20 protein-coding genes and 1 pseudogene are annotated in these 21066 nt (G+C 73.1%); 7 read left to right on the top strand and 14 right to left on the bottom strand.

Annotation, left to right across the window (positions count from 1 at the left end):
* The first annotated feature begins 186 nt into the window (after positions 1–186).
* Entirely contained in the window at positions 187–1098 is a 912-nt protein-coding gene (locus TU30_RS01730; RefSeq protein WP_042163525.1) for a diacylglycerol kinase family protein, read from the top strand.
* Between the two features lie 30 nt (positions 1099–1128).
* On the opposite strand, the gene TU30_RS01725 is transcribed toward TU30_RS01730, so the two are convergent.
* Positions 1129–1632, bottom strand: a complete 504-nt coding sequence (locus TU30_RS01725) for a GbsR/MarR family transcriptional regulator (protein WP_042163522.1) — start codon at positions 1630–1632, stop codon at positions 1129–1131.
* Positions 1633–1800: 168 nt separating this feature from the next.
* Between TU30_RS01725 and TU30_RS01720 the strand changes: the two genes are divergently transcribed.
* Both TU30_RS01720 and TU30_RS01715 read left to right on the top strand, forming a co-directional pair.
* Positions 1801–2823, top strand: coding sequence for an ABC transporter ATP-binding protein (locus TU30_RS01720; RefSeq protein ID WP_078878039.1), 1023 nt, complete (start codon positions 1801–1803; stop codon positions 2821–2823).
* On the top strand, positions 2820–4481 hold the full coding sequence (locus TU30_RS01715) for an ABC transporter permease (RefSeq protein ID WP_042163519.1): 1662 nt from the start codon (positions 2820–2822) through the stop codon (positions 4479–4481). The genes TU30_RS01720 and TU30_RS01715 overlap by 4 nt, the downstream gene beginning before the upstream one ends.
* Positions 4482–4541: 60 nt before the next feature.
* Here the strand turns inward: TU30_RS01715 and TU30_RS01710 are convergent, their stop codons facing one another.
* A complete protein-coding gene (locus tag TU30_RS01710) occupies positions 4542–5759 on the bottom strand; it encodes a cytochrome P450 (RefSeq protein ID WP_042163517.1) in 1218 nt (405 codons plus the stop codon).
* A 588-nt stretch (positions 5760–6347) separates the two neighbouring features.
* Here TU30_RS01710 and TU30_RS01705 point away from each other — a divergent pair.
* Complete coding sequence (locus TU30_RS01705) at positions 6348–6746, top strand: hypothetical protein (protein ID WP_042163515.1); 399 nt, start codon at positions 6348–6350, stop codon at positions 6744–6746.
* Between the two features lie 10 nt (positions 6747–6756).
* On the opposite strand, the gene TU30_RS33385 is transcribed toward TU30_RS01705, so the two are convergent.
* On the bottom strand, positions 6757–6963 hold the full coding sequence (locus TU30_RS33385) for a DUF397 domain-containing protein (RefSeq protein WP_078878038.1): 207 nt from the start codon (positions 6961–6963) through the stop codon (positions 6757–6759).
* Between the two features lie 98 nt (positions 6964–7061).
* On the opposite strand from TU30_RS33385, the pseudogene TU30_RS01700 reads away from it, so the two are divergent.
* A pseudogene (locus tag TU30_RS01700) lies at positions 7062–7289 on the top strand (ATP-binding protein); the annotation flags it as partial.
* On the opposite strand, the gene TU30_RS01695 reads toward TU30_RS01700, so the two are convergent.
* The 7 genes from TU30_RS01695 to TU30_RS01665 all read right to left on the bottom strand — a co-directional run bounded on the left by TU30_RS01695 (position 7259) and on the right by TU30_RS01665 (position 14818).
* Entirely contained in the window at positions 7259–7915 is a 657-nt protein-coding gene (locus TU30_RS01695; protein ID WP_042163508.1) for a response regulator transcription factor, read from the bottom strand. The pseudogene TU30_RS01700 and the gene TU30_RS01695 overlap by 31 nt on opposite strands.
* Entirely contained in the window at positions 7912–9261 is a 1350-nt protein-coding gene (locus TU30_RS01690; protein WP_042163505.1) for a sensor histidine kinase, read from the bottom strand. The genes TU30_RS01695 and TU30_RS01690 overlap by 4 nt, the downstream gene beginning before the upstream one ends.
* Entirely contained in the window at positions 9254–10474 is a 1221-nt protein-coding gene (locus TU30_RS01685; RefSeq protein ID WP_042163503.1) for an acyltransferase, read from the bottom strand. Before TU30_RS01685 ends, TU30_RS01690 begins: the two co-directional genes overlap by 8 nt.
* Positions 10467–11447: an alpha/beta hydrolase gene (locus TU30_RS01680; RefSeq protein ID WP_042163501.1), complete on the bottom strand. Its 981-nt coding sequence runs from the start codon at positions 11445–11447 to the stop codon at positions 10467–10469. Before TU30_RS01680 ends, TU30_RS01685 begins: the two co-directional genes overlap by 8 nt.
* A 183-nt stretch (positions 11448–11630) precedes the next feature.
* Positions 11631–12509: an alpha/beta hydrolase gene (locus TU30_RS01675; protein WP_042163498.1), complete on the bottom strand. Its 879-nt coding sequence runs from the start codon at positions 12507–12509 to the stop codon at positions 11631–11633.
* Between the two features lie 181 nt (positions 12510–12690).
* Positions 12691–13971, bottom strand: coding sequence for a kynureninase (gene kynU / locus TU30_RS01670; RefSeq protein ID WP_370626543.1), 1281 nt, complete (start codon positions 13969–13971; stop codon positions 12691–12693).
* Between the two features lie 16 nt (positions 13972–13987).
* Positions 13988–14818: a tryptophan 2,3-dioxygenase family protein gene (locus TU30_RS01665; RefSeq protein ID WP_042163496.1), complete on the bottom strand. Its 831-nt coding sequence runs from the start codon at positions 14816–14818 to the stop codon at positions 13988–13990.
* Between the two features lie 386 nt (positions 14819–15204).
* Here TU30_RS01665 and TU30_RS01660 point away from each other — a divergent pair, with 386 nt between their 5' ends.
* A complete protein-coding gene (locus tag TU30_RS01660; RefSeq protein ID WP_042163493.1) occupies positions 15205–16359 on the top strand; it encodes a PP2C family protein-serine/threonine phosphatase in 1155 nt (384 codons plus the stop codon).
* The gene (locus TU30_RS01655) at positions 16356–16778 is read left to right on the top strand and encodes a DUF3151 domain-containing protein (RefSeq protein WP_042163490.1); all 423 of its coding nucleotides are present in this window, start codon (positions 16356–16358) and stop codon (positions 16776–16778) included. The genes TU30_RS01660 and TU30_RS01655 overlap by 4 nt, the downstream gene beginning before the upstream one ends.
* Here TU30_RS01655 and TU30_RS01650 read toward each other — a convergent pair.
* The 4 genes from TU30_RS01650 to TU30_RS01635 all read right to left on the bottom strand — a co-directional run bounded on the left by TU30_RS01650 (position 16775) and on the right by TU30_RS01635 (position 21060).
* Entirely contained in the window at positions 16775–18322 is a 1548-nt protein-coding gene (locus TU30_RS01650) for an MFS transporter (RefSeq protein WP_078878037.1), read from the bottom strand. The genes TU30_RS01655 and TU30_RS01650 overlap by 4 nt on opposite strands.
* Positions 18323–18391: 69 nt before the next feature.
* The gene (gene fbaA / locus TU30_RS01645; protein WP_042163487.1) at positions 18392–19423 is read right to left on the bottom strand and encodes a class II fructose-bisphosphate aldolase; all 1032 of its coding nucleotides are present in this window, start codon (positions 19421–19423) and stop codon (positions 18392–18394) included.
* A 205-nt stretch (positions 19424–19628) separates the two neighbouring features.
* Complete coding sequence (gene pyrE / locus TU30_RS01640; protein ID WP_042163485.1) at positions 19629–20201, bottom strand: orotate phosphoribosyltransferase; 573 nt, start codon at positions 20199–20201, stop codon at positions 19629–19631.
* Between the two features lie 58 nt (positions 20202–20259).
* The gene (locus TU30_RS01635; protein WP_042163483.1) at positions 20260–21060 is read right to left on the bottom strand and encodes an aldose epimerase; all 801 of its coding nucleotides are present in this window, start codon (positions 21058–21060) and stop codon (positions 20260–20262) included.
* Positions 21061–21066 lie beyond the last annotated feature (6 nt).

Genomic DNA, 21066 nt, shown 5'->3' with positions numbered 1-21066 from the left:
GCGCGTACACCCCTTCCGGGTGGGGCATGTCCAGGGTCAGGGGCGTACGCGGAGGATCTCCGCCGCGCACACACCGCGACCACCGTTGGCCGCCAACCGTCGGACCGGATGCCCCGGAATAGACGAAGCCCCTGCGCAACAGCGCAAGGGGCTCTTGCACAAAGATGCTACCCGAGGAAGCGAGGCATGGCCGAGGTGGCGACTTCCCCGACGTCCGATCAGCTCCTGGTGGTCATCGATCCGGTCGCCCGCCGCAGGGACGGCGAGTCCGTACGCATCGCGAAAGACGTGCTCAGCGGGGGTGCGACGACGAAGGTGTGCCTGCCGGACGGCCCGGAGGAGTTCGCCCGCGCGCTCGCCCGGCGGGGCTCGAGGCGCCCGGTGCTGGTCGGCGACGACCGGGCCCTGATCCGGGCGGTGGGGCTGCTGCACCGGCAGCGGGAGCTGACCGGCTGCGCGCTGGCCCTGGTGCCGGTCGGGGGCGCGCTGTCGCTCGCCCGGTCGCTGGGGGTGCCCACGGGGGCGGTGGCCGCGTCCCGCGCCGTGCTGGAGGGCACCGAGCGGCGGATGAACCTGCTGGTGGACGACAGCGACGGCGTGGTGCTCGGGGCGGTGCGGATTCCGCCGGCCGGTGCCGCGCGGATGCGGGAGGAGGGGGCCGGCGGGGCCGGGGACGCCTACGACGCCGAGGACGCCGAGGACGTCGGCCGGGACACCGGCACGGTGCAGCATCCGTGGCTGCGGACCTGCCAGTCCCTGGTGCGCACCCTGGTGCCGGCCCTGCCGCCCCGGGTCGCCTCCGCTCCCGAGGGCGGGCCGGTACGGCTGCGGGTGGAGGTCGACGGGGTGACGCTGGTCGACCTGCGTCAGCCGGTGGAGGGCGTCTCCGTCGTCCCCGGCCCCGGCGGGGTCGCCCGGGTCGAGGTGCGGCCGGTGTCGGTCGGCACGGAGGCGTCGCCGCTGCTGGCCGAAGGACACACGGTGACCGTGTCGGGAGCGCACTTCCGCTACCGGGCGGACGCGGTCGTGGCGGGGCCGGTGGGCACCCGGACGTGGGTGGCCCGGGAGGACGCCTGGGGGCTGACGCTGCCGGTGTGAGCGGGGTCGGCCTCGGCTGGGCGGAGCGGCTCAGCCGCGGCCGAAGCGCTCCTCGCGGTGGGCGCGCCAGCGGTCCATGAGTGTTTCGATCTCCTTCTCGACGAACTCGAAGAAGGCCAGTGTCTCCGCCAGCCGGAGGCCCGCCGGGGTGTCGGGGCCCACGCTGGCGACACCCTCGCGCAGCGCGTCCTGCCAGCGCCGGAGGACGGCCTCGCGACTGGTGAGGGCCTCGTACCACTGGTCGCCGCGCACCCGGTAGCGCTCACGGCGCGAGCCGGGCTCCCGCTCGCGGGAGACCAGGTGCTGCTGGTCCAGGTAGCGCACCGCCCCGGAGACCGCGGCGGGCGAGATCCGCAGCGTCTCCCCCAGTTCGGCGGAGGTGCTGAGACCGGTGTCCGAGACCAGCAGGGCAGCGAAGACCCTGGCCGGCATGCGCGGCACTCCGGCCGCCGCCAACTGCGCGGCGAAGTGCTCGACGAACCGGGAGACCGCCTCGGGGTCCCGCCCCGGCAGTCCGGCCCCTTCCTGCGTCATGGCCCGCCCATCTCCGCCCTCGGCCCGTACGTGTCCCGTCCGCCCTCCGCGGATCCGTCCCCGTCCCCGTGTCCGTATCCGCAGCTCAGCGACGTCGACCAGTCTAGTCCGGCGTTTATACACTTCCTTAACTTCACAAATTTGTGAAATCAGCGTACGTTCCGAAGCATGACGAAGGCCATCACCGTGTCCGGACTCCACAAGTCGTTCGGCCGCACGCACGCACTCGCCGGTCTCGACCTGGAGGTCGAGACCGGCGAGGTCCACGGATTCCTGGGCCCGAACGGTTCCGGCAAGTCCACCTCCATCCGCGTCCTGCTCGGCCTGCTGCGTGCCGACTCGGGCGCCGCCCAGGTGCTCGGGCGCGATCCGTGGGCGGACGCCGTGGAGCTCCACCGTCGCCTCGCCTACGTCCCCGGCGACGTCGAACTGTGGCCGAACCTCACCGGCGGCGAAGCCATCGACCTGCTGGCACGGCTGCGCGGCGGCCTGGACAGGAAGCGGCGCGCCGAACTCGTCGAGCGCTTCGACCTGGACCCGACCAAGAAGGGCCGCGCCTACTCCAAGGGCAACCGGCAGAAGGTCGCCATCGTCGCCGCGCTCGCCTCCGACGCCGAGCTGCTGCTGCTCGACGAGCCGACCGCGGGACTGGACCCGCTCATGGAGGTCGTCTTCCAGGACGTCATCGGCGAGGCCAAGGCGGCCGGCAAGACCGTCCTGCTCTCCAGCCACATCCTGGCCCAGGTGGAGAAGCTCGCCGACCGCGTGAGCATCATCCGGCTGGGGCGCACCGTCCAGTCCGGCACCCTCGGCGAGCTGCGCCACCTGACCCGCACCACCATCGAGGTGGAGACCGAGCGCCCCGCCACCGGCCTCGACGAGCTGCCCGGCGTCCACGACCTGCGGACCCTCGACGAGGCCACCGGCCGGGTCCGGTTCGCCGTCGACGGCGGCCGGGTCGACGGAGCGGTCCGCAAGCTCACCGAGTTCGGCATCCGCAGTCTCGTCAGCCACCCGCCGACCCTGGAGGAGCTGATGCTCCGCCACTACGGCAGCGAGCTCGCCGCCAACGGACACGGCCCGGACGAGCACGGCGCGGACGGACACGGCACCGGCGGGCAGCGCACGTACCGGCAGCGCACGGACGGACACGGCACGGACGAGCAGCGCACGGACGGAGGCCTGCGATGACCACCGCGACCGCCGCCCCCGAGGCTCCGGCACCCGCCGGACCGGTCGCGGGCGGCACCGCGCTGGCCGGGACCCGGACCCTGATCCGCTTCGCCCTGCGCCGGGACCGGATCCGGCTCCCGGTGTGGATCCTGGCCCTGCTCCTCGGCACGCTCATGACGGCGAACAGCTTCAGGACGCTGTACAGCGAGCCGCAGGACCGGGCCAACGCCGTCAGGAGCATGGACAGCCCGGCCGGCCTCGCCATGTCCGGCCCCCGCCACTACCTCGACGACTACACCTTCGGCTCCATGCTGGGCCACCAGATGATCGGCTTCACGGCCGTCCTCGTCGGCCTCATGAGCGTGCTGGTCGTCACCCGGCACACCCGCGCCGAGGAGGAGACCGGCCGCGCCGAGCTGGTGCGCTCGACCGTCGTGGGCCGCCACGCCCACCTCGCCGCCGCCCTGTCCGTCGCGGCCCTGGCCAACCTCGCCCTGGCCCTGCTGCTGACCTTCGGCCTGGCCGGCCTGGGGCTGGAGGGCATCGACACCGCGGGCTCGCTGCTCTACGGCTTCGGCCACGCCGCCGTCGGCCTCGTCTTCGCCGCCGTCGCCGCGGTCACCGTCCAGTTCACCGCGCACACGCGCGGCGCGTCCGGCACGGCGCTCGCGGTCATCGGCGTCGCCTACGTGCTGCGCGCGGCCGGCGACAGCGGCGAGAACGGTGCCCTGTCCTGGCTGTCCCCGATCGGCTGGGTGCAGCGCAGCTACCCGTACGTCGACAACCGCTGGTGGCCGCTGCTGCTCTGCCTGGTGTTCGCGGCGGCGTGTGCGGCGGCGGGGTTCGTGCTCTCCACCCGGCGGGACGTGGGCGCGGGCCTGCGTCCCGGGAAGCCGGGCCGCCCCACGGCCTCCGACGCGCTCGCCACACCGGTCGGCTTCGCCCTGCGCCTGCACCGCGGCATGCTGACCGGCTTCGGCACCGGCCTGTTCCTGATGGGCGCGATGTACGGATCGATCCTCGGGGACGCCGAGGACATGCTGGAGGGCATCGACGAGATCCAGGAGGCCCTGGACCGCATCGGCGGTAGCGGCGTCGCCGAGTCCTTCGCCTCCATGGTCATGGTCGTCCTGACGGTCGTGGCGGCGGTGTACGTCGTCATGGCGGCCCTGCGGCCCCGCTCCGAGGAGACGGCGGGCCGCGCCGAACCCCTCCTCGCCACCGGCCTCTCACGCACCCGCTGGGTCGGCGGCCACCTGGCCGTGGCCATGGGCGGCGGTACGGTCGTGCTGCTGCTGGCCGGGCTCGGCTTCGGCATCGCGGGCGCGGCCTCGACCGGTGACACCGGGCTGCTGCCGGACCTGGTGGGCGCGGCCGTGGCGTACGCGCCCGCCCTGTGGGTCACGGTCGGCGTGGCCGTGGTGCTCTTCGGCTGGTTCCCGCGGGCGAGCCAGGCGGCCTGGATCGTGCCGGTGTACGCCTTCGTGGTCGGCTACCTCGGCCCGATCCTGCAGTTCCCGGCCTGGACGAACAACCTCTCCCCGTTCGGCCACGTCCCCCGGCTCCCCGCCGCGGAGATGAACTGGACCCCGCTGCTCCTGCTGTCCCTCGTCGCCGCCGGCCTGGTGTGGCTGGGCCTGGCGGGCTTCCGGCGACGGGACCTCGAGACGAAGTAGCCGGGTGGGGCTGCGGGAAGGGCAACCGTCCCGCAGCCCCGCCCGGCGCGGACCGGCGGGTCAGACCTCGACCGCCAGCCCTTCCAGCCCCCGGATCACGAAGTTCGGTGTGCGCTTCGGTTCCTCCGCCAGGGCGAGGGTGGGGGCCCGCTCCAGCAGCGCCCTCATGGACGCCGCGAGTTCGATACGGGCCAGGGGCGCCCCGATGCAGTAGTGGATGCCGGCGCCGAAGGAGATGTGCGGGTTGTCCGCGCGGGTGAGGTCGAGGCGGGCAGGGTCGGTGAAGACGGCCGGGTCGTGGTTGGCGGAGCCGAAGAGCATGGCGATCTCCGCGCCCCGGGGGACCACCGTGCCGTCGATCTCGATGTCGTCCAGCACCCAGCGTTCGAAGAGCTGGAGCGGGGTGTCGTAGCGCATCAGCTCCTCCACGGCGGAGGGGACCAGGGAGTGGTCCGCGCGGAGGGCGGCCAGCTGACCGGGGTTTTGGAACAGCGCCGCCCAGCCGTTGACCGTGGAGTTCACCGTCGCCTCGTGGCCCGCGTTCAGCAGGAGCACGCAGGTGGAGATCATCTCCTGCTCGGTGAGGCGGTCGTCCTCGTCGTGGGCGGCGATCAGCCCCGAGATCAGGTCGTCGCCGGGGCGGGCTCGACGGTGCGCGATCAGCTCGCGCAGGTACTCGGTGAACTCGACCGAGGCCCGGACCGCCCGCTTCGCCGTCTCCTGCGACGGGTTCAGCTCGTACATCCCGCAGATGTCCGCCGACCAGGGCCGAAGCGGGGCCCGGTCCGGCTCGGGGATGCCCAGCATCTCGGCGATCACCGCGACCGGGAGCGGTTCGGCGACGTCCCGCAGCAGGTCACCCCCGCCGGCGTCGACCAGCGCGGACACCAGGTCCCCCGCCAGCCCTTCGACGTACGGCTTCAGGCGCTCCACCGTGCGCGGGGTGAACGCCTTCGACACCAGGCGCCGGATGCGGGTGTGGTCCGGCGGCTCGAGGTCGAGCATGCCGTGGTCGTTGAGGGTGTGGAACGGCTCGTGCTCGGGCGTCGGGGCGGTCCGGCCGAACTCCTCGTGGGTGAAGCGGTGCTGGTACGTCCGGCCCAGACGCCTCTCGCGCAGCAGCGCGGAGACGTCCGCGTGGTGCGGGACCAGCCACTGGTTCGTCGGCTCGAACCAGTGCACCCGGCCCCGTTCCCGCAGCTCGGCGTAGGCGGGGTACGGGTCGGCGAGGAACGCCGGGTCCCACGGGTCGAACGCGAGGTCGGATTCAGCCGTCATGAACGGACCATAGGACGCCGACCGGGCCTGTGCCCAGAGCCCTCATCGAAAGCGGCCTTCCCGACGGGGACAGGAAGGGCCGACAAGGGCTGCCCCTTGTGACCTGCGGAGCGAGACCGGACAGTGCCTCGCACAGCACCGATGGCGTCCCGCCAGGTGGTGCAGGGGATCAGGACGTCGGAATCCGCAGGCCGGGGACGGCGGTCCCGCCGGTTCGGGTGTTCAACCCGCCCCAACGGGACACCTCTCGGGCTGCCGCCTCCGCGAAGACCGCCATGGGCCTCGTACCGGAACGCGAGCGCTTGATCCCCTGCACCACGCCGTGGGACACGACCACAGCACCCTGGCCGGATGAGTACCCGTGCTCATGGCGTCTGCCGTACGGGACGGGAAACTCCGACCATGTCCCTCAGACGATCAGCTGCGGCAGCCGCGGTCTCCCTTGTCGCGGTCACGGTGACCGCGTGTGGAACCCAGCCGGGCGAGCAGGCGCGGCCGACGGGTCCGCCGCCTTCCTTCACGCCCCGGCCGACGTGCGCGGAGCCCGTCGCGGTGCCTTCGGATCTGCCGTCCTCTCCCGTTCCGAGCGTGACCGGCGCACGCCAGGAGGAGAACGGGGATCAGGCCCCCCACTACGCCGAGAACCACGCCTACCGCGTGCAGGCGTCCCTGACGCCGGACGAGCGTGCCCGAGGGCAGGCGTCGGCGAAGCTCATCCGCGAGGAGCTGGAGAAGGTCCGGCAGGAAGGTGGTGCCGGTGAGCACGGCGTCTTCGGCGGGGAACGGATCGCGGCGGCGCTGAGCCGTCTCGGCTGCGGCGAGGAGCACGGCGTGTACATCGGGCCCGGGTTCTACAGCGTCCACACGGGAGTCGTGTGCGTGTCCGGTGACGTGACGAAGCACGAGCTGACCAGCGAGGTGCACGGCGCCTACATCGAGCCCCAGCCGGGGACGGGCCCCTGCGTCAAGAACCGGGGAGGCCACTGACCGCCCGGGGTCACGCCCCTGGACAGGCGTTTCGCATCACATGCCCGACGAGGGCTGCGAAGGAGAGGGCGGGGACGGAGAGGACGGCGCGGGCGGGGGCCTTGGAGTCGCGGACGGCTGTGCGGGGGCGCGCCTCCGCGCTCTCGACGCAGGTGTCGCCCTCACCGCCGCCTGAGCCTGAGTAGCTGGACTTCCGCCGGCACGGGGTTCGGCTCATGTGACGCCTCACATCATCCGGCGGTCCACGCGAAGCGCCGCTTCGCTCTCCGACAACTCGGGGCGCGTGTAGGTGAACACCGCCTGAGCATAATCCGGAGCGGTGTGCTGCGGACCGGCGCCCGGGACGCGGACCACCCCGAACCGCCGGGGGTTCCGGCGGAGTCGAACGGCAGCGTCATCGATGAGGGCGGCCGAGGGCTTGCCCTGGTCAGGGCCTGCTCCGACCTGTGGGGCCGGCAGCCGCTCTCCGGATTCGGCAACCGGGGCAGGTATGTGTGGTGCGAGCTCGCCGGTCAGCCCGGTGTCACCAGCCGCGCCTCGTAGGCGAAGACAGCGGCCTGGGTGCGGTCACGGAGGCCCAGTTTCACCAGGATGCGGCCCACATGGGTCTTCACGGTCTGCTCGGCGACCACCAGCCGCACCGCGATCTCCGCGTTGGACAGGCCCTGCGCTATCAGCCCGAGCACCTCCGTCTCCCGCTCGGTGAGGTCGGCGACACGTTCTCTGAGCGGGGAACGGGGCCTGTCCTCGAGGCGTGCGAACTCGGCGATCAGCCGCCGGGTGACGCCGGGCGCGAGCAGCGCGTCGCCGGCCGCCACCACCCGTACCGCCTCGGCGAGCTGGTCGCTGGAGGCGTCCTTGAGGAGGAACCCGGAGGCGCCCGCGCGCAGCGCCTCGTACACGTACTCGTCGAGGTCGAAGGTGGTCAGCACCAGCACCCGGATGTGCGGGGTGGCGGCGGTGATGCGGCGGGTGGCCTCGATGCCGCCGAGTTCGGGCATGCGGATGTCCATCAGGACGACGTCCGGGGCGAGATCGGCGACCTGCGCGACCGCGTCCAGCCCGTCGACCGCCTGGCCGATCACCTCGATGTCGGGCCGGGTGTTCAGCAGCACGGTGAAACCCTGCCGGACCATCTGCTGGTCGTCGACGACGAGTACGCGGATCATGGAGTGTCGTCCTTGCGCTGAGGAGCCGGGTCGCCGGTCCCGGCGCGGAATTCGGCGGGAAGGTGGGCGGCGACCCGGTAGCCGCCGTCGGACCGGGGACGGGTGGTGAGGCTGCCACCGAGCATCGCGGCCCTCTCCCGCATGCCGAGCAGCCCGTGCCCTGCGCCGGCGGACGGGGGCGCCTCGCCCGTGGGCCGGGTGTTGGTCACCTCCACACCCAGCCCGTGCGGAGCGTAGGCGAGGGTGACCCGGGCGGTGGCGCCGGGGGCGTGCCGCAGTACGTTGCTCAGCGCCTCCTGCACGATCCGGTACGCCGACAGCTCAACGCCGGGCGGCAACGGCCTCCGCACACCGGTTACTTCGGTGGTCACGGCGAGTCCGGCGGCCCGGGTGTTCTCCACCAGCGCCCCGAGCCGGTCCAGGGTGGGCTGCGGGGCGTGCGGGGCGGCGCCGGAACCGTCCTCGCGCACGGGGGAGGCGGGGTGTTCGGAACGCAGTACACCCAGGACACGGCGTAGTTCGGTGAGCGCGTCGAGGGCGTTCTGCCGGATGCCGACCAGGTTCTCCTTCAGCTCCTCGGAGGGGTTCTCGACCAGGTGCGGGGCTACCTGGGCCTGGATGGAGACGACCGACATGTGATGGGCCACCACATCGTGCAACTCCCGCGCGATCCGGCTGCGTTCCTCCAGCAGAGTGCGCCGTGCCCGCTCCTCGGCGGTGAGCGTGGTCTGCTGCACGAGTTCCGCGCGGGCCTCGCGGCGGCCGCGCAGGGCGATGCCGAGGACGACGGCGGTGGCGAACAGGGTGACGGCGATCTGGCCGGTGGGCTGGTAGTTCTGTGCGCCGATCAGTCCCTGGACGACGTAGGTGACAAGCCCGGTCAGTACCAGCGCCTCCACGGAGATCCTGGTACGGACCCGCAGGGCGAGCAGCAGCAGGACGAACAGATGGGAGATCAGACCGGCCGAGGTCCAGGGCCAGGTGAACCTGTACTCGTCGGGGGCCATCCGCGCCCGCACGGCCATCGCTGCGACGACCGTGGTCGCAAGGGACGCCCACCATGCCGGGACCGGGTACCACAGCGCGAGCAGCATCGCGGCGCCGTGTCCGAGTGCGATCAGGAAGGCTGGCCCGGACACGAGGTGTCCGTGGTCGGAGAGTTGGTTCGCGTCGCCGAGCACGACCCCGCACCCGGCCAGGCACACGATCCCGTGCGGTAACCAGCGCAGCCACACCGACGGGGGCAGCGGGTCGGCACGGAGCGTCCACAGATCGTCCCGCAGCACCCGCAGCCACCGCAGGACCGCCTCCGCCCCCTTGTCCGCCACACGGTCCAGCTTAGACATGACGTGCACCCTTCACTGCCTTGTCCGCCGTCGGCCGATACGCCCGCGCCTCCCGCACTCCCCGGGGCCACCGCCCGCGCCGTCCCCCGCCCCGCTCCCAGGACCGGAACGCCGCCCAGCAGACCGCGAGGGCACCGGCGAGCACCGGCAGCCAGGCCAGCCGGGCGGCCACCCAGCCGAGGCCGTCGGGGACGGTGTGGAGTCCGGGGAGGCGGCCGAGGAGGAGCGCGGTGGCGGTGGTCGCCAGGAGGGCCGTCTGGTGCCAGAGGAAGACCGTCATCGCGGAGAGGTTGACCAGAGCCACCGCCGCCCAGACGACGGGCCGGCGCATGGCACCCCGCAGCCGTTCCCGCAGCAGCAGCGCCAGTCCGCACTGGGCCAGGCCGAAGGTGACGGCGGCCAGCGTCGGCGGGTCGAGGTTGGAGAGCCCGGCGCCCGGGACGCCGACCATGGAGGCCGGGTAGCCGGCCCAGGCGACGAGCGCGGTCGTGGCCGCCGTACCGGAGACGAGGAGGATCCAGCCCGAGCGGCGGTGCTCCAGCTCGCCCCGGGTCCAGGCCGCGCCCAGGGTGTAGGGGACCAGCCAGCCGGCCGCGAGGTTGATCCAGCCGAGCCACGCGGGGCCGCCGAGGCCGAGGCGCGCCACATCCACGTGCAGGACGACGGCGAGCGGCCACAGCGGGTGGAGCCGGGCCAGCAGCGGAGTCGCGGCGGTGAGGGCGGCGAAGACCAGCAGGAACCAGAGCGGGGACAGGGCGAGTTTCACCAGCGTGCGGGTGGTCGCGAGGTCGGTACCGGCAAGCAGCAGCACGACCGTGACGGTTGTCCACAGGGTGAGGACGGCGGCGACCGGCTTGAACAGCCGGGCGAGCCGGCCGCGCAGCCAGCGGTGGTACGGGACGCCCCGGGCGCGGGCCGAGGCGTGGCCGCGGGTCGCCACATGGCCGCCGACCAGGAAGAACACGGCGAGCGTCTGGAACAGCCAGGAGACGGGTGCCAGCCAGGGCATGGGCTGCAACGGGCTGGCCGTGTGCAGGGTGCGGCCGTCCGCGACGAGCCCGGTGACCAGCCAGTGGCCGAGGACGACACCGAGGATCGCGCCGGCGCGCAGGGCGTCCACGGCACGGTCGCGGTGGGCGGGGGTGGCCGCGTCGAGGCGGCGGGCGGCCTGCCGTACGCCGTCGCGTACGGCGTACGGGGTCAGGTCAGTCATGGGTCACCGCCGTGGTCTCGCCCAGGACGATCCGGGCCAGGTCGGCAAGGGAGGGGGAGCCGGGTGCGAAGTAGTCGCTGTGGCCGCCGTCGCCGGCCGCGAAGACCCGGGCGCCGAACGCCGGGGAGACGGGATCGGTGCCGAAGCCGACGCCGCTGCCGAACAGGCCGACGCCGATGTGCGGCACGTGCCTCACCCAGTCGCCGGCGCCGCGGGCCGCCCAGATCCGGGCGCGGGTGCGCAGACCGGCGGCGGTGTCGGCGCCGGTGCCCGGACTGCCGACGACGGCGATGTCGTCGATGCCGGCGGCGTCCAGACCGGGGGCGGCACGGGCACAGACGACCGAGCCGTAGGAGTGGCAGAGCAGGGAGAGGCGCGGGCGCGGACCGGTGACGGCCCGCACGTCCCGTACGAAGGCTCGCAGTTCGGGGGCGGCCCGGTCCGCGAGGTCGGTGGTGGCGACCGCGACGCCGATCGTGGCGGGCGTCTCGTAGCCGAGCCAGGCGACCACCGCCGTGCGGGTGCCCGCCGGGGCCTCACGGGTGAGCCGCGCGTGCAGGGCCTGGGCGGCGGCGCGGAACCGGCCGTACGTGTCGAGGCCGGTGTCGGAACCGGGGACGAGGACTGCGACGCGGTCGGCGCGCGCGAGGTCGCCCAGGACCTCGGTGACCAGTCCGGAGCCGCGCCCGTCGAAGGCGAGCAGGTGCCGGGCGGAGTCGGCCAGGGAACGGTCGGCGGCCGCGCGCCGCCGGTCGCCGTGATCCGCGGCCATCCGGGCGGCCTTCGCGGCGCCCGCACGGTGGGCGGCGTAGGTGGCGTCGAGGGTGGCCGCGGTCGGTGCGGCGAGCGTGACCGGTGGCGGGGCGGAGGCCGGGGACCGGGCCGCTCCGACCACGGGCAGCGTCACGGCCGAGGCGACGAACACGGCGAGCACGGCGCGGCGCCACCGAAGCCCTCTTGCTGCCAGACCCACGGTCGGCCTCCTCCCTGTCCGTCCGCCCGCTCATCGGGCCCTTCGGACAAGGAAGTTACGGATCGGCGCAGGTAGTCCGCGTCCCGCCGGGGAGCTCACCCCGGGGGTAGCTCTCAGGTATGACGGGCAGGGCCGGCGGCACTGGGGGGAGAGCCCTGCCGGGCACACCTCGGCCGGCCGGGTTCACCAGGCGAGTTGGGCGATCTCCTCCGCCACCACCGCGCAGGCGTCCGCCGCCGGGTCGATCAGCGGGAAGTGGCCGACGTCCTCCAGCAGCGTCACCCCCACCACCTCACCGGCCTTGGCCGCCGCGTCGGCGTACGACTCGGCGACCGCCTGCGGGACATCGGCGTCGGTACGGCCCTGGACGATGGTGGTGGCGATGCCGGTGGGCAGCAGCAGCGCGGGGTCGGCGTAGGGCTGCCGTTCGGCGAACCGCTCGTCGCCGCCGAGGAACTGGCGTACCGCACCGCCGCAGACGTCCAGCTTGCCGGCGACCGCGAGGTCGGCGATCGGGGCGAGGGCGACCACGCCGCGCAGGGGCGCGGGGCGGTCGGTGTGCCAGGGGGCATCGGCGGGGAGGAGGTGCCGGGCGGCGGCCCACAGCGCCAGGTGGCCGCCCGCCGAGTGACCGGTGACCACGGTGCGGCGCGGGTCGGCGCCGGGCAGGTGACGGCGGGCCAGCTCGGGCAGCGCGTCGAGCGCGGCGGCGATGTCGTCGAAGGTGTCGGGCCACCGTCCCGCGACCGGGTCCCCGCCGCCCGTCTCCCCCGCCCCGCGCCGGTACTCGACACTGGCCACGGCGAATCCCCGGCGGGCCAGGAAACCGGCGAACGGACTGACGCGCCGCCGGTCGTAGGGCGCCCGCCAGGCACCACCGTGCAGGACGACGACCACGGGCGCGGGGCCGCCGGGGCCGCCCGTGGCACGTGGGACGTAGAAGTCGATCAGCTGGTCCAGGCCGTCGCCGTAGGCCGCGGTCGCGTCGGGGGCGACCGGCGGACGGGAGAAGACCGACTCCTCCTCGGCTGCGGACCGGGCGGCTGCGGCGTCGTCCCTCATGCTCAACCTCTCAGCGATCAAACGTACTTGACGGACGAGAGAAGAATTCCGCCGTTGGCCGGGACGGTATCAGCACGATGACGTGCGTGGACATGGGGATATCACGCTCGGTGAACCTTTCCCGAGGGTGGCCGGGGCGGAGAGCACCTCCTGACCCCGGCCACCCTCTTCCGGCCGTCGGTCAGGCCTCGCTGTCGGCTTCTGCCTCCGCCGGCGCCTCCGCCAGCACCTCCGCCAGCACCCGGGCCGCCCGCTCCGCGTCCGCGAAGCCGACGTACAGCGGGGTGAAGCCGAAGCGGAGGACGTCCGGGTGGCGGAAGTCGCCCACCACCCCCCGCTCGATCAGCCGCCGCATGACGTCACCGGCGTCCCGGCAGCGCAGGGCGATCTGGCTGCCCCGCTCCCGGTGCGCACGCGGGGTCACGCACTCGACCCTGCCCTCGGGGACGTACGCCTCGACGCACTCCAGGAAGAAGTCGGTCAGGGCGAGGGACTTGGCCCGTACCGCCTCGACCGTGACGCCGTCGTCCCAGACGTCCAGCGCCGCCTCCAGGGCGAGCATGGACAGGATGTCCGGGGTGCCGACCCGCCCGCGCAGCGCGCCCGGCGCCGGTGCGTACTCCGGTCGCATGCCGAAGGGCTCCGCGTGGGAGTTCCAGCCGGGCAGCGGGGAGTCGAAGCGGTCCTGCAACTCCGCGCGCACATAGAGGTACGCCGGTGAGCCGGGGCCGCCGTTCAGGTACTTGTAGGTGCAGCCGACCGCCAGGTCCACGCCGTGCTCGTCCAGCCCGACCGGCAGCGCGCCCGCACTGTGGCACAGGTCCCAGACGACGTACGCCCCCGCCGCGTGCACGGCGGCCGTGAGCGAGGGCAGGTCGTGCAGCCGGCCGGTGCGGTAGTCGACGTGGTTGAGCAGTACGGCGGCCGTACGGTCGCCGAGCGCGCCCGGGACCTCGGACGGCGGCACCGGACGCAGGGTGCAGCCGGTCATCCGGGCCGCCGACTCGGCGATGTAGCCGTCCGTGGGGAACGTGGTCGCGTCCACCACGATCTCGTCGCGGGCGGTTCCGGCGGCACCGTCCGTCAGCCGGGCCAGGCGCACCGCGCCCACCACCGCCTTGAAGAGGTTGACACTCGTGGAGTCGCCGACGACGATCTGCCCGGCCGCCGCGCCGACCAGCGGGGCGATCCGGTCGCCGATCCGCTCGGGCGCCGTCCACCAGCCGCTCTCCGTCCAGGACCGGATGCGCAGCTCGCCCCACTGCCTGCGGACGACGTCCTCGACCCGGCCGGGGACGGCGACGGGGAGCGCGCCCAGCGAGTTGCCGTCGAGGTAGACCGCGTCGCCGCCGCTCTCGTCGCCGTCCGCGTCGAGCACGAACTCGGCCCGCTTGGCGGCCAGTCCGTCGGCCGCGTCCAGTTCCTTCGCCCTGAGTCTCGGGTCGGACACCGGCTCGGGCATCGGCTCGGGCATCGGTTCAGACATACGATCGCGCCGTCCACAGCTCGGGGAACACGTTGTTCCGCGCCCTCTTCTCCAGCCAGGCCACTCCGGCGGAGCCGCCCGTACCGGTCTTGGCGCCCATCGCACGGCGGGTGGCGACCAGGTGGTCGTTGCGCCAGCGCCAGACCAGCTCGGCGACATCGGTGAGCGCCTCGCCCAGCCGGGCGACGTCGCCGCGCTCGTCACCCGAGTAGGCGGCCGTCCAGACCTCCTCCACCTGCGGCGACGGCTCGTACCGCCGGGACACGTCGCGGCGCAGCACCTCGCCGGGGACCGCGTGCCCGCGGCGTGCGAGGAGGCGCAGCACCTCGTCGTACAGGCTCGGCTCGTGCAGCGCCTTCTCCAGTTCGGCGTGCACCCGCGGCGCGCCCCGGTGCGGGACGAGCATGGACGCGGACTTGTCGCCGAGCAGGAACTCCATGCGCCGGTACATCGCCGACTGGAAGCCGGATCCCTCGCCGAGCGCGCCGCGGTAGGCGTTGAACTGCGCCGGGGTGAGCTGTCCGAGTGGTTTCCAGGAGGCGTTCAGCGCCTCCAGTTCCCGGACGGACCGCTTCAGCGCGTCGATCGCGGTGGGGATGTCGTCGCCGCGCAGCGCGTTCGCCGCCGTCTCCCACTCGTGCACGATCACGGTGAACCACAGCTCCATCACCTGGGTGGTGACCAGGAAGACCATCTCTCCGGGATCGTCGGAGAGGGTGTGCTGGAGATGGGTGAGGACGTCGGCCTTGACGTAGTCCTCGTAGGGGGTCGTGCCCTCGAAGTCGAGATGCGGGGTCTCCGGCTCAAAAGCCTCGTGGGACATCGCTGTCTCCTGTTTTTGTGCTCCGGGTAGCGGTCCGCCCCTGCCGTTACCGACACGGGGGCCCCGGTCCCCACACGGCATCCTCCGCAATCGTCCCCCGGCATCGCAAGGCCCGCCTGATCACGGACGGGCCACGGGGGTACCTCACGGGGGTACCTCACGGGGATACGTCAGGGGGACGCGCCGGAGGTCACGTCCTCGGAACGCGCCGCGGGGGCACGGGGAAACGGGAGCACACCGCACCGTGCCCTGGCCGCCGGAGCCGGCCCGCGCCCGCGCCCGCGCCCGCGCCCGCGGAGATCTTCCGGTAGCCGTCGCCCGGGGTGTGCCGGAGACTGGGTGCCGGCCGCACCGACGGGACGACCACCTCAGGAACGCTGAATCGCATGCGAAACGGGCGCAGGGACGTGAGGGAGCGCGAGCGGTGGCTCCGGTGGCTGCCCGCCGCGCTGCTCGTGGGTGCCTTCGTCCTCGACCTCCTCCTCCTGAACAACTTCAGCACGTTCCCCCTGCTCGCGGCCGCCCCCGTCGTGGCCGCGCCGGTCCTCTCCCTGAACGGGACGATCACCACGGGTGTGGCGGCGAACGTCGTGGGGCTCCTCCTGGTGGGCCTGGAAAGAGAGCCGACCCGCGCCGACGGCACCGCGTTCAGCAGTCTGGTCCTGCTCACCGTCATCGCTGCGGGCCTCAACGTGCAGCTGACACGCGACCGGCAGCAGTTGAGGACGAGCCGCGAGGTGGCGGCGGTGGTGCAGCGCGCGGTGCTGCCGGACCCGCCGCGCCGGGTGGGACGGCTCACCGTGGCCGCCCGGTACGAGGTCGCCCACACGGAGGCCGCCATCGGCGGTGACCTCTTCGCGATCCACGAGACGCCGCACGGCATCCGCATGCTCATCGCCGATGTGCGCGGCAAGGGACTGGAGGCGGTCCGCGCGGTGAACGCCCTGCTCGGATCGTTCCACGAGGCCTGCCTCTACCGGTCGGACCTGCCGGGCGTGGTCCGGCAGCTGGAGGAGCGGATGCGGGGGGACATCGACCAGGCGAGCGGGACGGAGACCGAGTCGTTCGCCACGGCCGTCGTCGCGGAGCTCGCCCCCGACTACTCCGAACTCCGTATCGCCGTCCGGGGCCACGCGGCACCCCTGCTGGTGCACGACGGCAGGGCGGTCCCGCTGGAACCTGCCGTGGCGTCGCTGCCCCTGGGCCTGAGCGTTCTCGGCGGCGGTTGCGGTGACGCTCCCGACGGCGACGAGGTCCCGGTCGACCGGTTCGCGTTACCGGCCGGGGCCACGCTGGTGCTCTACACCGACGGCATCAACGAGGCCCGCGACGCGGACGGCACCTTCTTCGACCTCGTCCCGATGCTCTCCCGGCCCTTCCCGCCGGACCCGGACGTGGTACTCGACGCCGTGCTCGACGCCGTCTTCCGACACACCGGGGGCGCGCTGCAGGACGACGCCGCGCTCTTCGCCGTCACCCTGGACGCGGACACCGCCGCCCCGCCGGAACGGTCCGCGGCAGATGGCAGACTGGCGTCATGACCACTCAGAAGAACCTGCTCGGCGGCCCGGACCCGACCCATCTGCCGGAGAACGAGGAGGCGTACCGCCTGCTCGGCGAGGAGTCCCTGCCGCCCTCCGAGGTGGCGGCGAAGTTCCCGACGTTCTCGCTTGCCTGGGCCATGCTCGCCGACGAAGCCTTCGAGGCGGGGCGAGTGGTCGAGTCGTACGCGTACGCCCGGACGGGCTACCACCGAGGGCTCGACTCCCTGCGCCGGTCCGGCTGGAAGGGGCACGGCCCCGTCCCGTGGAGCCACCGCCCCAACCGCGGCTTCCTGCGCTGCCTCGCCGCCCTCGCCCGCGCCGCCGAGGCGATCGACGAGAAGGACGAGGCGGAGCGCTGCAAGCAGTTCCTCCAGGACAGCAGCGCCGAGGCGTACGAGGAGCTGAAGCGCGCCTAGAGCCTCTCGGGCCCGGGCGGTGGTGGTGTTTCACGTGAAACACCACCTTTCCGCCCCCTATCAGGCCCGGATGCGATCTCGGGTTCGGTCTCGGGTTCCAGTGGGGGTACCGCCACACTGCCGTGCGTACGGCATTCGGGATGGCGGCAGTCCGGTGCCGGACGCCGCACGATCGCGAAGGCGATGACCGAGCCGACCACCAGAACCCCGGCACACAGCACCATCGCCCGGCCGAACGCGCCGTCGAAGGCGTCCGGCTCCCGGTACGCCTCCGGCCCCATCCCGACCAGCAGGGGCAGCGCGGCCACCGCCACCAGGCCGGCCGCGCGGGCCGCCGCGTTGTTGATGCCGCTGGCCAGGCCCGCCCGTGCGGTGTCCACGGCGGCGAGAACGGTCGCGGTCAGCGGCGCCACCAGGGTGACCATGCCGAGTCCCAGCACCAGCAGCGCGGGCAGGACGTCGGGGAGGTACGAGGCGCCCGGCCCCACCCGCGTCATCAGCAGCATCCCGGCCGCGCACAGCAGCGGCCCGACGGTGAGCGGGACGCGCGGCCCGATCCGGTCGGCGAGCTCGCCGGAGCGGGCGGAGAGCAGCAGCATCAGCACGGTCGTGGGCAGCAGCGCCGTACCCGCGGCGAGCGCGGACCAGCCGACGGCGACCTGGAGCTGGAGCGCGGCGAGGAAGAAGAAGCCGCCGAAGGCCGCGTACACGCACAGCGTGACGATGTTGACCGCCGTGAACAGACGTGAGCCGAAGACGTCCAGCGGCATCATCGGGTGCGGGCCGCGCTTCTCGACGGCCACGAAGGCGACCGCGACGGCCAGTCCGGCGACCCCGGTGGCCGCGACCAGGAGGGAGCCCCCACCGGCCCCGCCCGCCTCGATCAGCGCGTACGTGACCAGGGCGAGGGCGAGCGCGCCGAGCACCGCGCCGAGCACGTCGAAGCGGCCGTGGGCCCGCTCCCCGCTGTCCGACTCCGGTACGTGACGGACCGCGATCGGGGCGCACAGCACGGCCAGCGGCACGTTGATCAGGAACACCCAGCGCCAGCCCGGCCCGTCCACCAGCCAGCCGCCGAGGAACGGGCCGACCGCCGCGCCGATCCCGCCGAAGCCGGACCACAGACCCACCGCCCGGCCCCGGTCGTCGGGGTGGAAGGACGCCTGGATCAGGGCGAGCGAGCCGGGCGTGAGCAGCGCCCCGCCGACCCCCTGCAGGGCACGGGCGGCGATCAGCACACCGGCGTTCGGCGCGAGGCCGCACAGCAGGGAGGCCGCCGCGAACCACAGCACCCCGACGACGAACACCCTCCGGCGCCCGAACCGGTCGCCCAGCGCCCCGCCCAGCAGGATCAGCCCGGCCAGCGTGACCATGTACGCGTTGACCGTCCACTGCAGGACGGCGAGGTCCGCGTCGAGGTCACGGCCGATGCGCGGGAGGGCGACGTTGACGACGGTGGAGTCCAGCAGGGCCATGCTGGAACCGAGCACCGTGGTGAGCAGAACCCACTTGCCCTGCGGGGAGGACAGCCGGACATCGGGCATGCTCGGAGCATACGGAAACGGGTCGGGCCCGGCACCACCGGCGCCGGGCCCGTCCACGCGTACGTGCGGTTACTTGATCTTCGTCCCCGTGGAGCGCAGGTTCTGGCAGGCCTCCAGGACGCGGGCGGACATCGACGCCTCGGCCAGCTTGCCCCAGGTGCGCGGGTCGTACGTCTTCTTGGAGCCGACCTCACCGTCGACCTTGAGGACACCGTCGTAGTTCCTGAACATGTGGTCGACGACCGGACGCGTGAAGGCGTACTGCGTGTCCGTGTCGATGTTCATCTTCACGACGCCGTTCTCCAGCGCGGTGAGGATCTCCTCCGGCGAGGAGCCCGAGCCGCCGTGGAAGACGAAGTCGAACGGCTGCGAGTCGGCCGGCTTGCCGTACTTGGCGGCGGTGCCCTCGTTCAGCTCCTTGAGCAGGTCCGGACGCAGGACGACGTTGCCCGGCTTGTACACGCCGTGCACGTTGCCGAACGACGCGGCCAGCAGGTAGCGGCCCTTCTCACCGAGACCGAGCGCCTCCGCGGTGCGGATCGCGTCGTCGACCGTGGTGTAGAGGGAGTCGTTGATCTCGTGCGAGACGCCGTCCTCCTCACCACCGGTCGGGGTGATCTCGACCTCGAGGATGATCTTCGCGGCGCGGGCACGCTCCAGAAGCTCCTGGGCGATGCTCAGGTTGTCGGCAAGGGTCTCCGCGGAGCCGTCCCACATGTGGGACTGGAACAGCGGGTTGCGGCCGCCCTTGACGCGCTCCTCCGAGATCGCGAGCAGCGGACGGACGTAGCCGTCGAGCTTGTCCTTCGGGCAGTGGTCCGTGTGCAGGGCGATGTTGACGTCGTACTTCTCGGCGACGATGTGCGCGAACTCGGCCAGGGCGACCGACCCGGTCACCATCTCCTTCTTGTGCTGACCGCCCAGGAACTCGGCGCCGCCCGTGGAGATCTGCACGATGCCGTCGCTCTCCGCCTCGGCGAAGCCGCGCAGAGCCGCGTGCAGGGTCTGGGACGAGGTGACGTTGATGGCCGGGTAGGCGAACTTTCCTGCCTTCGCCCGGTCCAGCATCTCGTTGTAGACCTCGGGAGTTGCGATGGGCATCTGTCCGCTCCTTATGCATGCGCGTGCGGGTTGGCGTACTGCGTACTGTCGGCCCTGACCTGGAACCTTGGATGCGACGTCGTTGTCGGGCCCATCTTCCCAGACTCGCCCCGCCCGTCCACGGCGCCGGTCGAGTCGTTATGCGGGGTGACGTCGGAGTGCCGGCCCCGTGGGGCCTGCCCGCCGGTCCCGTGGGGCCTGCCGGTCAGTCCAGGCCGAGCTCGTCCTTGCCGAAGGCGAACAGGTACGGCACCCCGGCACCCTCCTGGATCTTCTCGGCGGCGCCGGTCGCCCGGTCGACGATGGTCGCGACGGCCACGACCTCGCCGCCGGCCTCGCGCACGGCCTCGACGGCGGTGAGCGGGGAGCCACCGGTGGTGGAGGTGTCCTCGACCACCAGGACCCGGCGGCCCCTGATGTCCGGGCCCTCGACCCGCCGCTGCATGCCGTGCGCCTTCGCCGCCTTGCGGACCACGAACGCGTCCAGCCGCCGCCCGCGCGCCGCCGCGGCGTGCAGCATGGCACCGGCCACCGGGTCCGCGCCCATGGTGAGGCCGCCGACCGCGTCGAAGTCCAGCTCGGCGGTGAGGTCCAGCAGCACCTGGCCGACGAGCGGGGCGGCCTCCCCGTCGAGGGTGACGCGGCGCAGATCGACGTAGTAGTCGGCCTCGAGCCCCGAGGAGAGGGTCACCTTGCCGTGCACCACGGCCTTGTCCTTGATCTGCTGCAGCAGCGCGCCGCGTGTGCCCGGCGGCATTGCTCCGTTGACGTCACTCATGGCAGCCAGGGTAGACGGCGCCGGGGCATGCCCCGCAGGGCGTACTGCGGGGCATGCCCTAGAGCCGCCGCCAGGTCCAGGTGGTCGTTGCCTCCAGCGGCTCCAGCGGGGTGACCAGGCGCGGGTGGGTGTTCAGTCCGTTGGGCGGCCCGGTCTGCGGTTCCACGCAGACGGCCTCGTGCTGCTCGTCGTAGACCACCACCCACTCCTCACGGCTGGTCACCCTCAGTTCCAGCCGCCCCGGCCAGGTGAGGGTGACGTCGACCCCGTCGGGCATGCCGAAGCAGTCGTCCCAGGGGCCGGGACGGGGATCGGTCCGGTTGCCGGTGGGCAGGTGGTCGTCGCCGCGCTCCTCCTGCCAGGCGGCGGTGAAGTCGAGGCGTACGTCCCGGGTGTCGTCCGGGCCGCCGAGGGTGCGGTTGAACCAGGGGTGCCAGCCGATCTGCGCCGGGAAGGACGACTCGTACGTCTCCACGGCCATGGTCAGCGTCAGCGCGTCCTCGCCGAGCGTGAACTGCTGCGTCACCCTCCCGGGGTACGGCCACGGCGCCACGAGGTCGTACGTGAGCACGGCCTCGTCGGCGCTCTTGCGGGCGGTGCGCCAGGCAGCGTCACGGGCGGTGCCATGGATGGCGTGGGGCGGGGCGTTCAACGGCAGCTGGTGGACGCTCGCCCCGTCCCGGAACCGGCCGTCCCTGGTCCGCCCGCACCAGGGGACCATCGGGAAGCACCCGAAACGGTCGCCCTGCCGCAGCAGCTCGAGGCCCCCGACCCGCAGCCCTGAGACCCGCCCGCCGTTCCCCGGCCGTACGGTCACCTCCGCGTCGCCCGCGGTCAGCGTGATGTCTTCGTCACTCACGGGACG

This window comes from Streptomyces sp. NBRC 110035, assembly GCF_000829695.1.
Taxonomy (GTDB): domain Bacteria; phylum Actinomycetota; class Actinomycetes; order Streptomycetales; family Streptomycetaceae; genus Streptomyces.
This window is presented reverse-complemented; position numbering and strand designations above follow the sequence as displayed.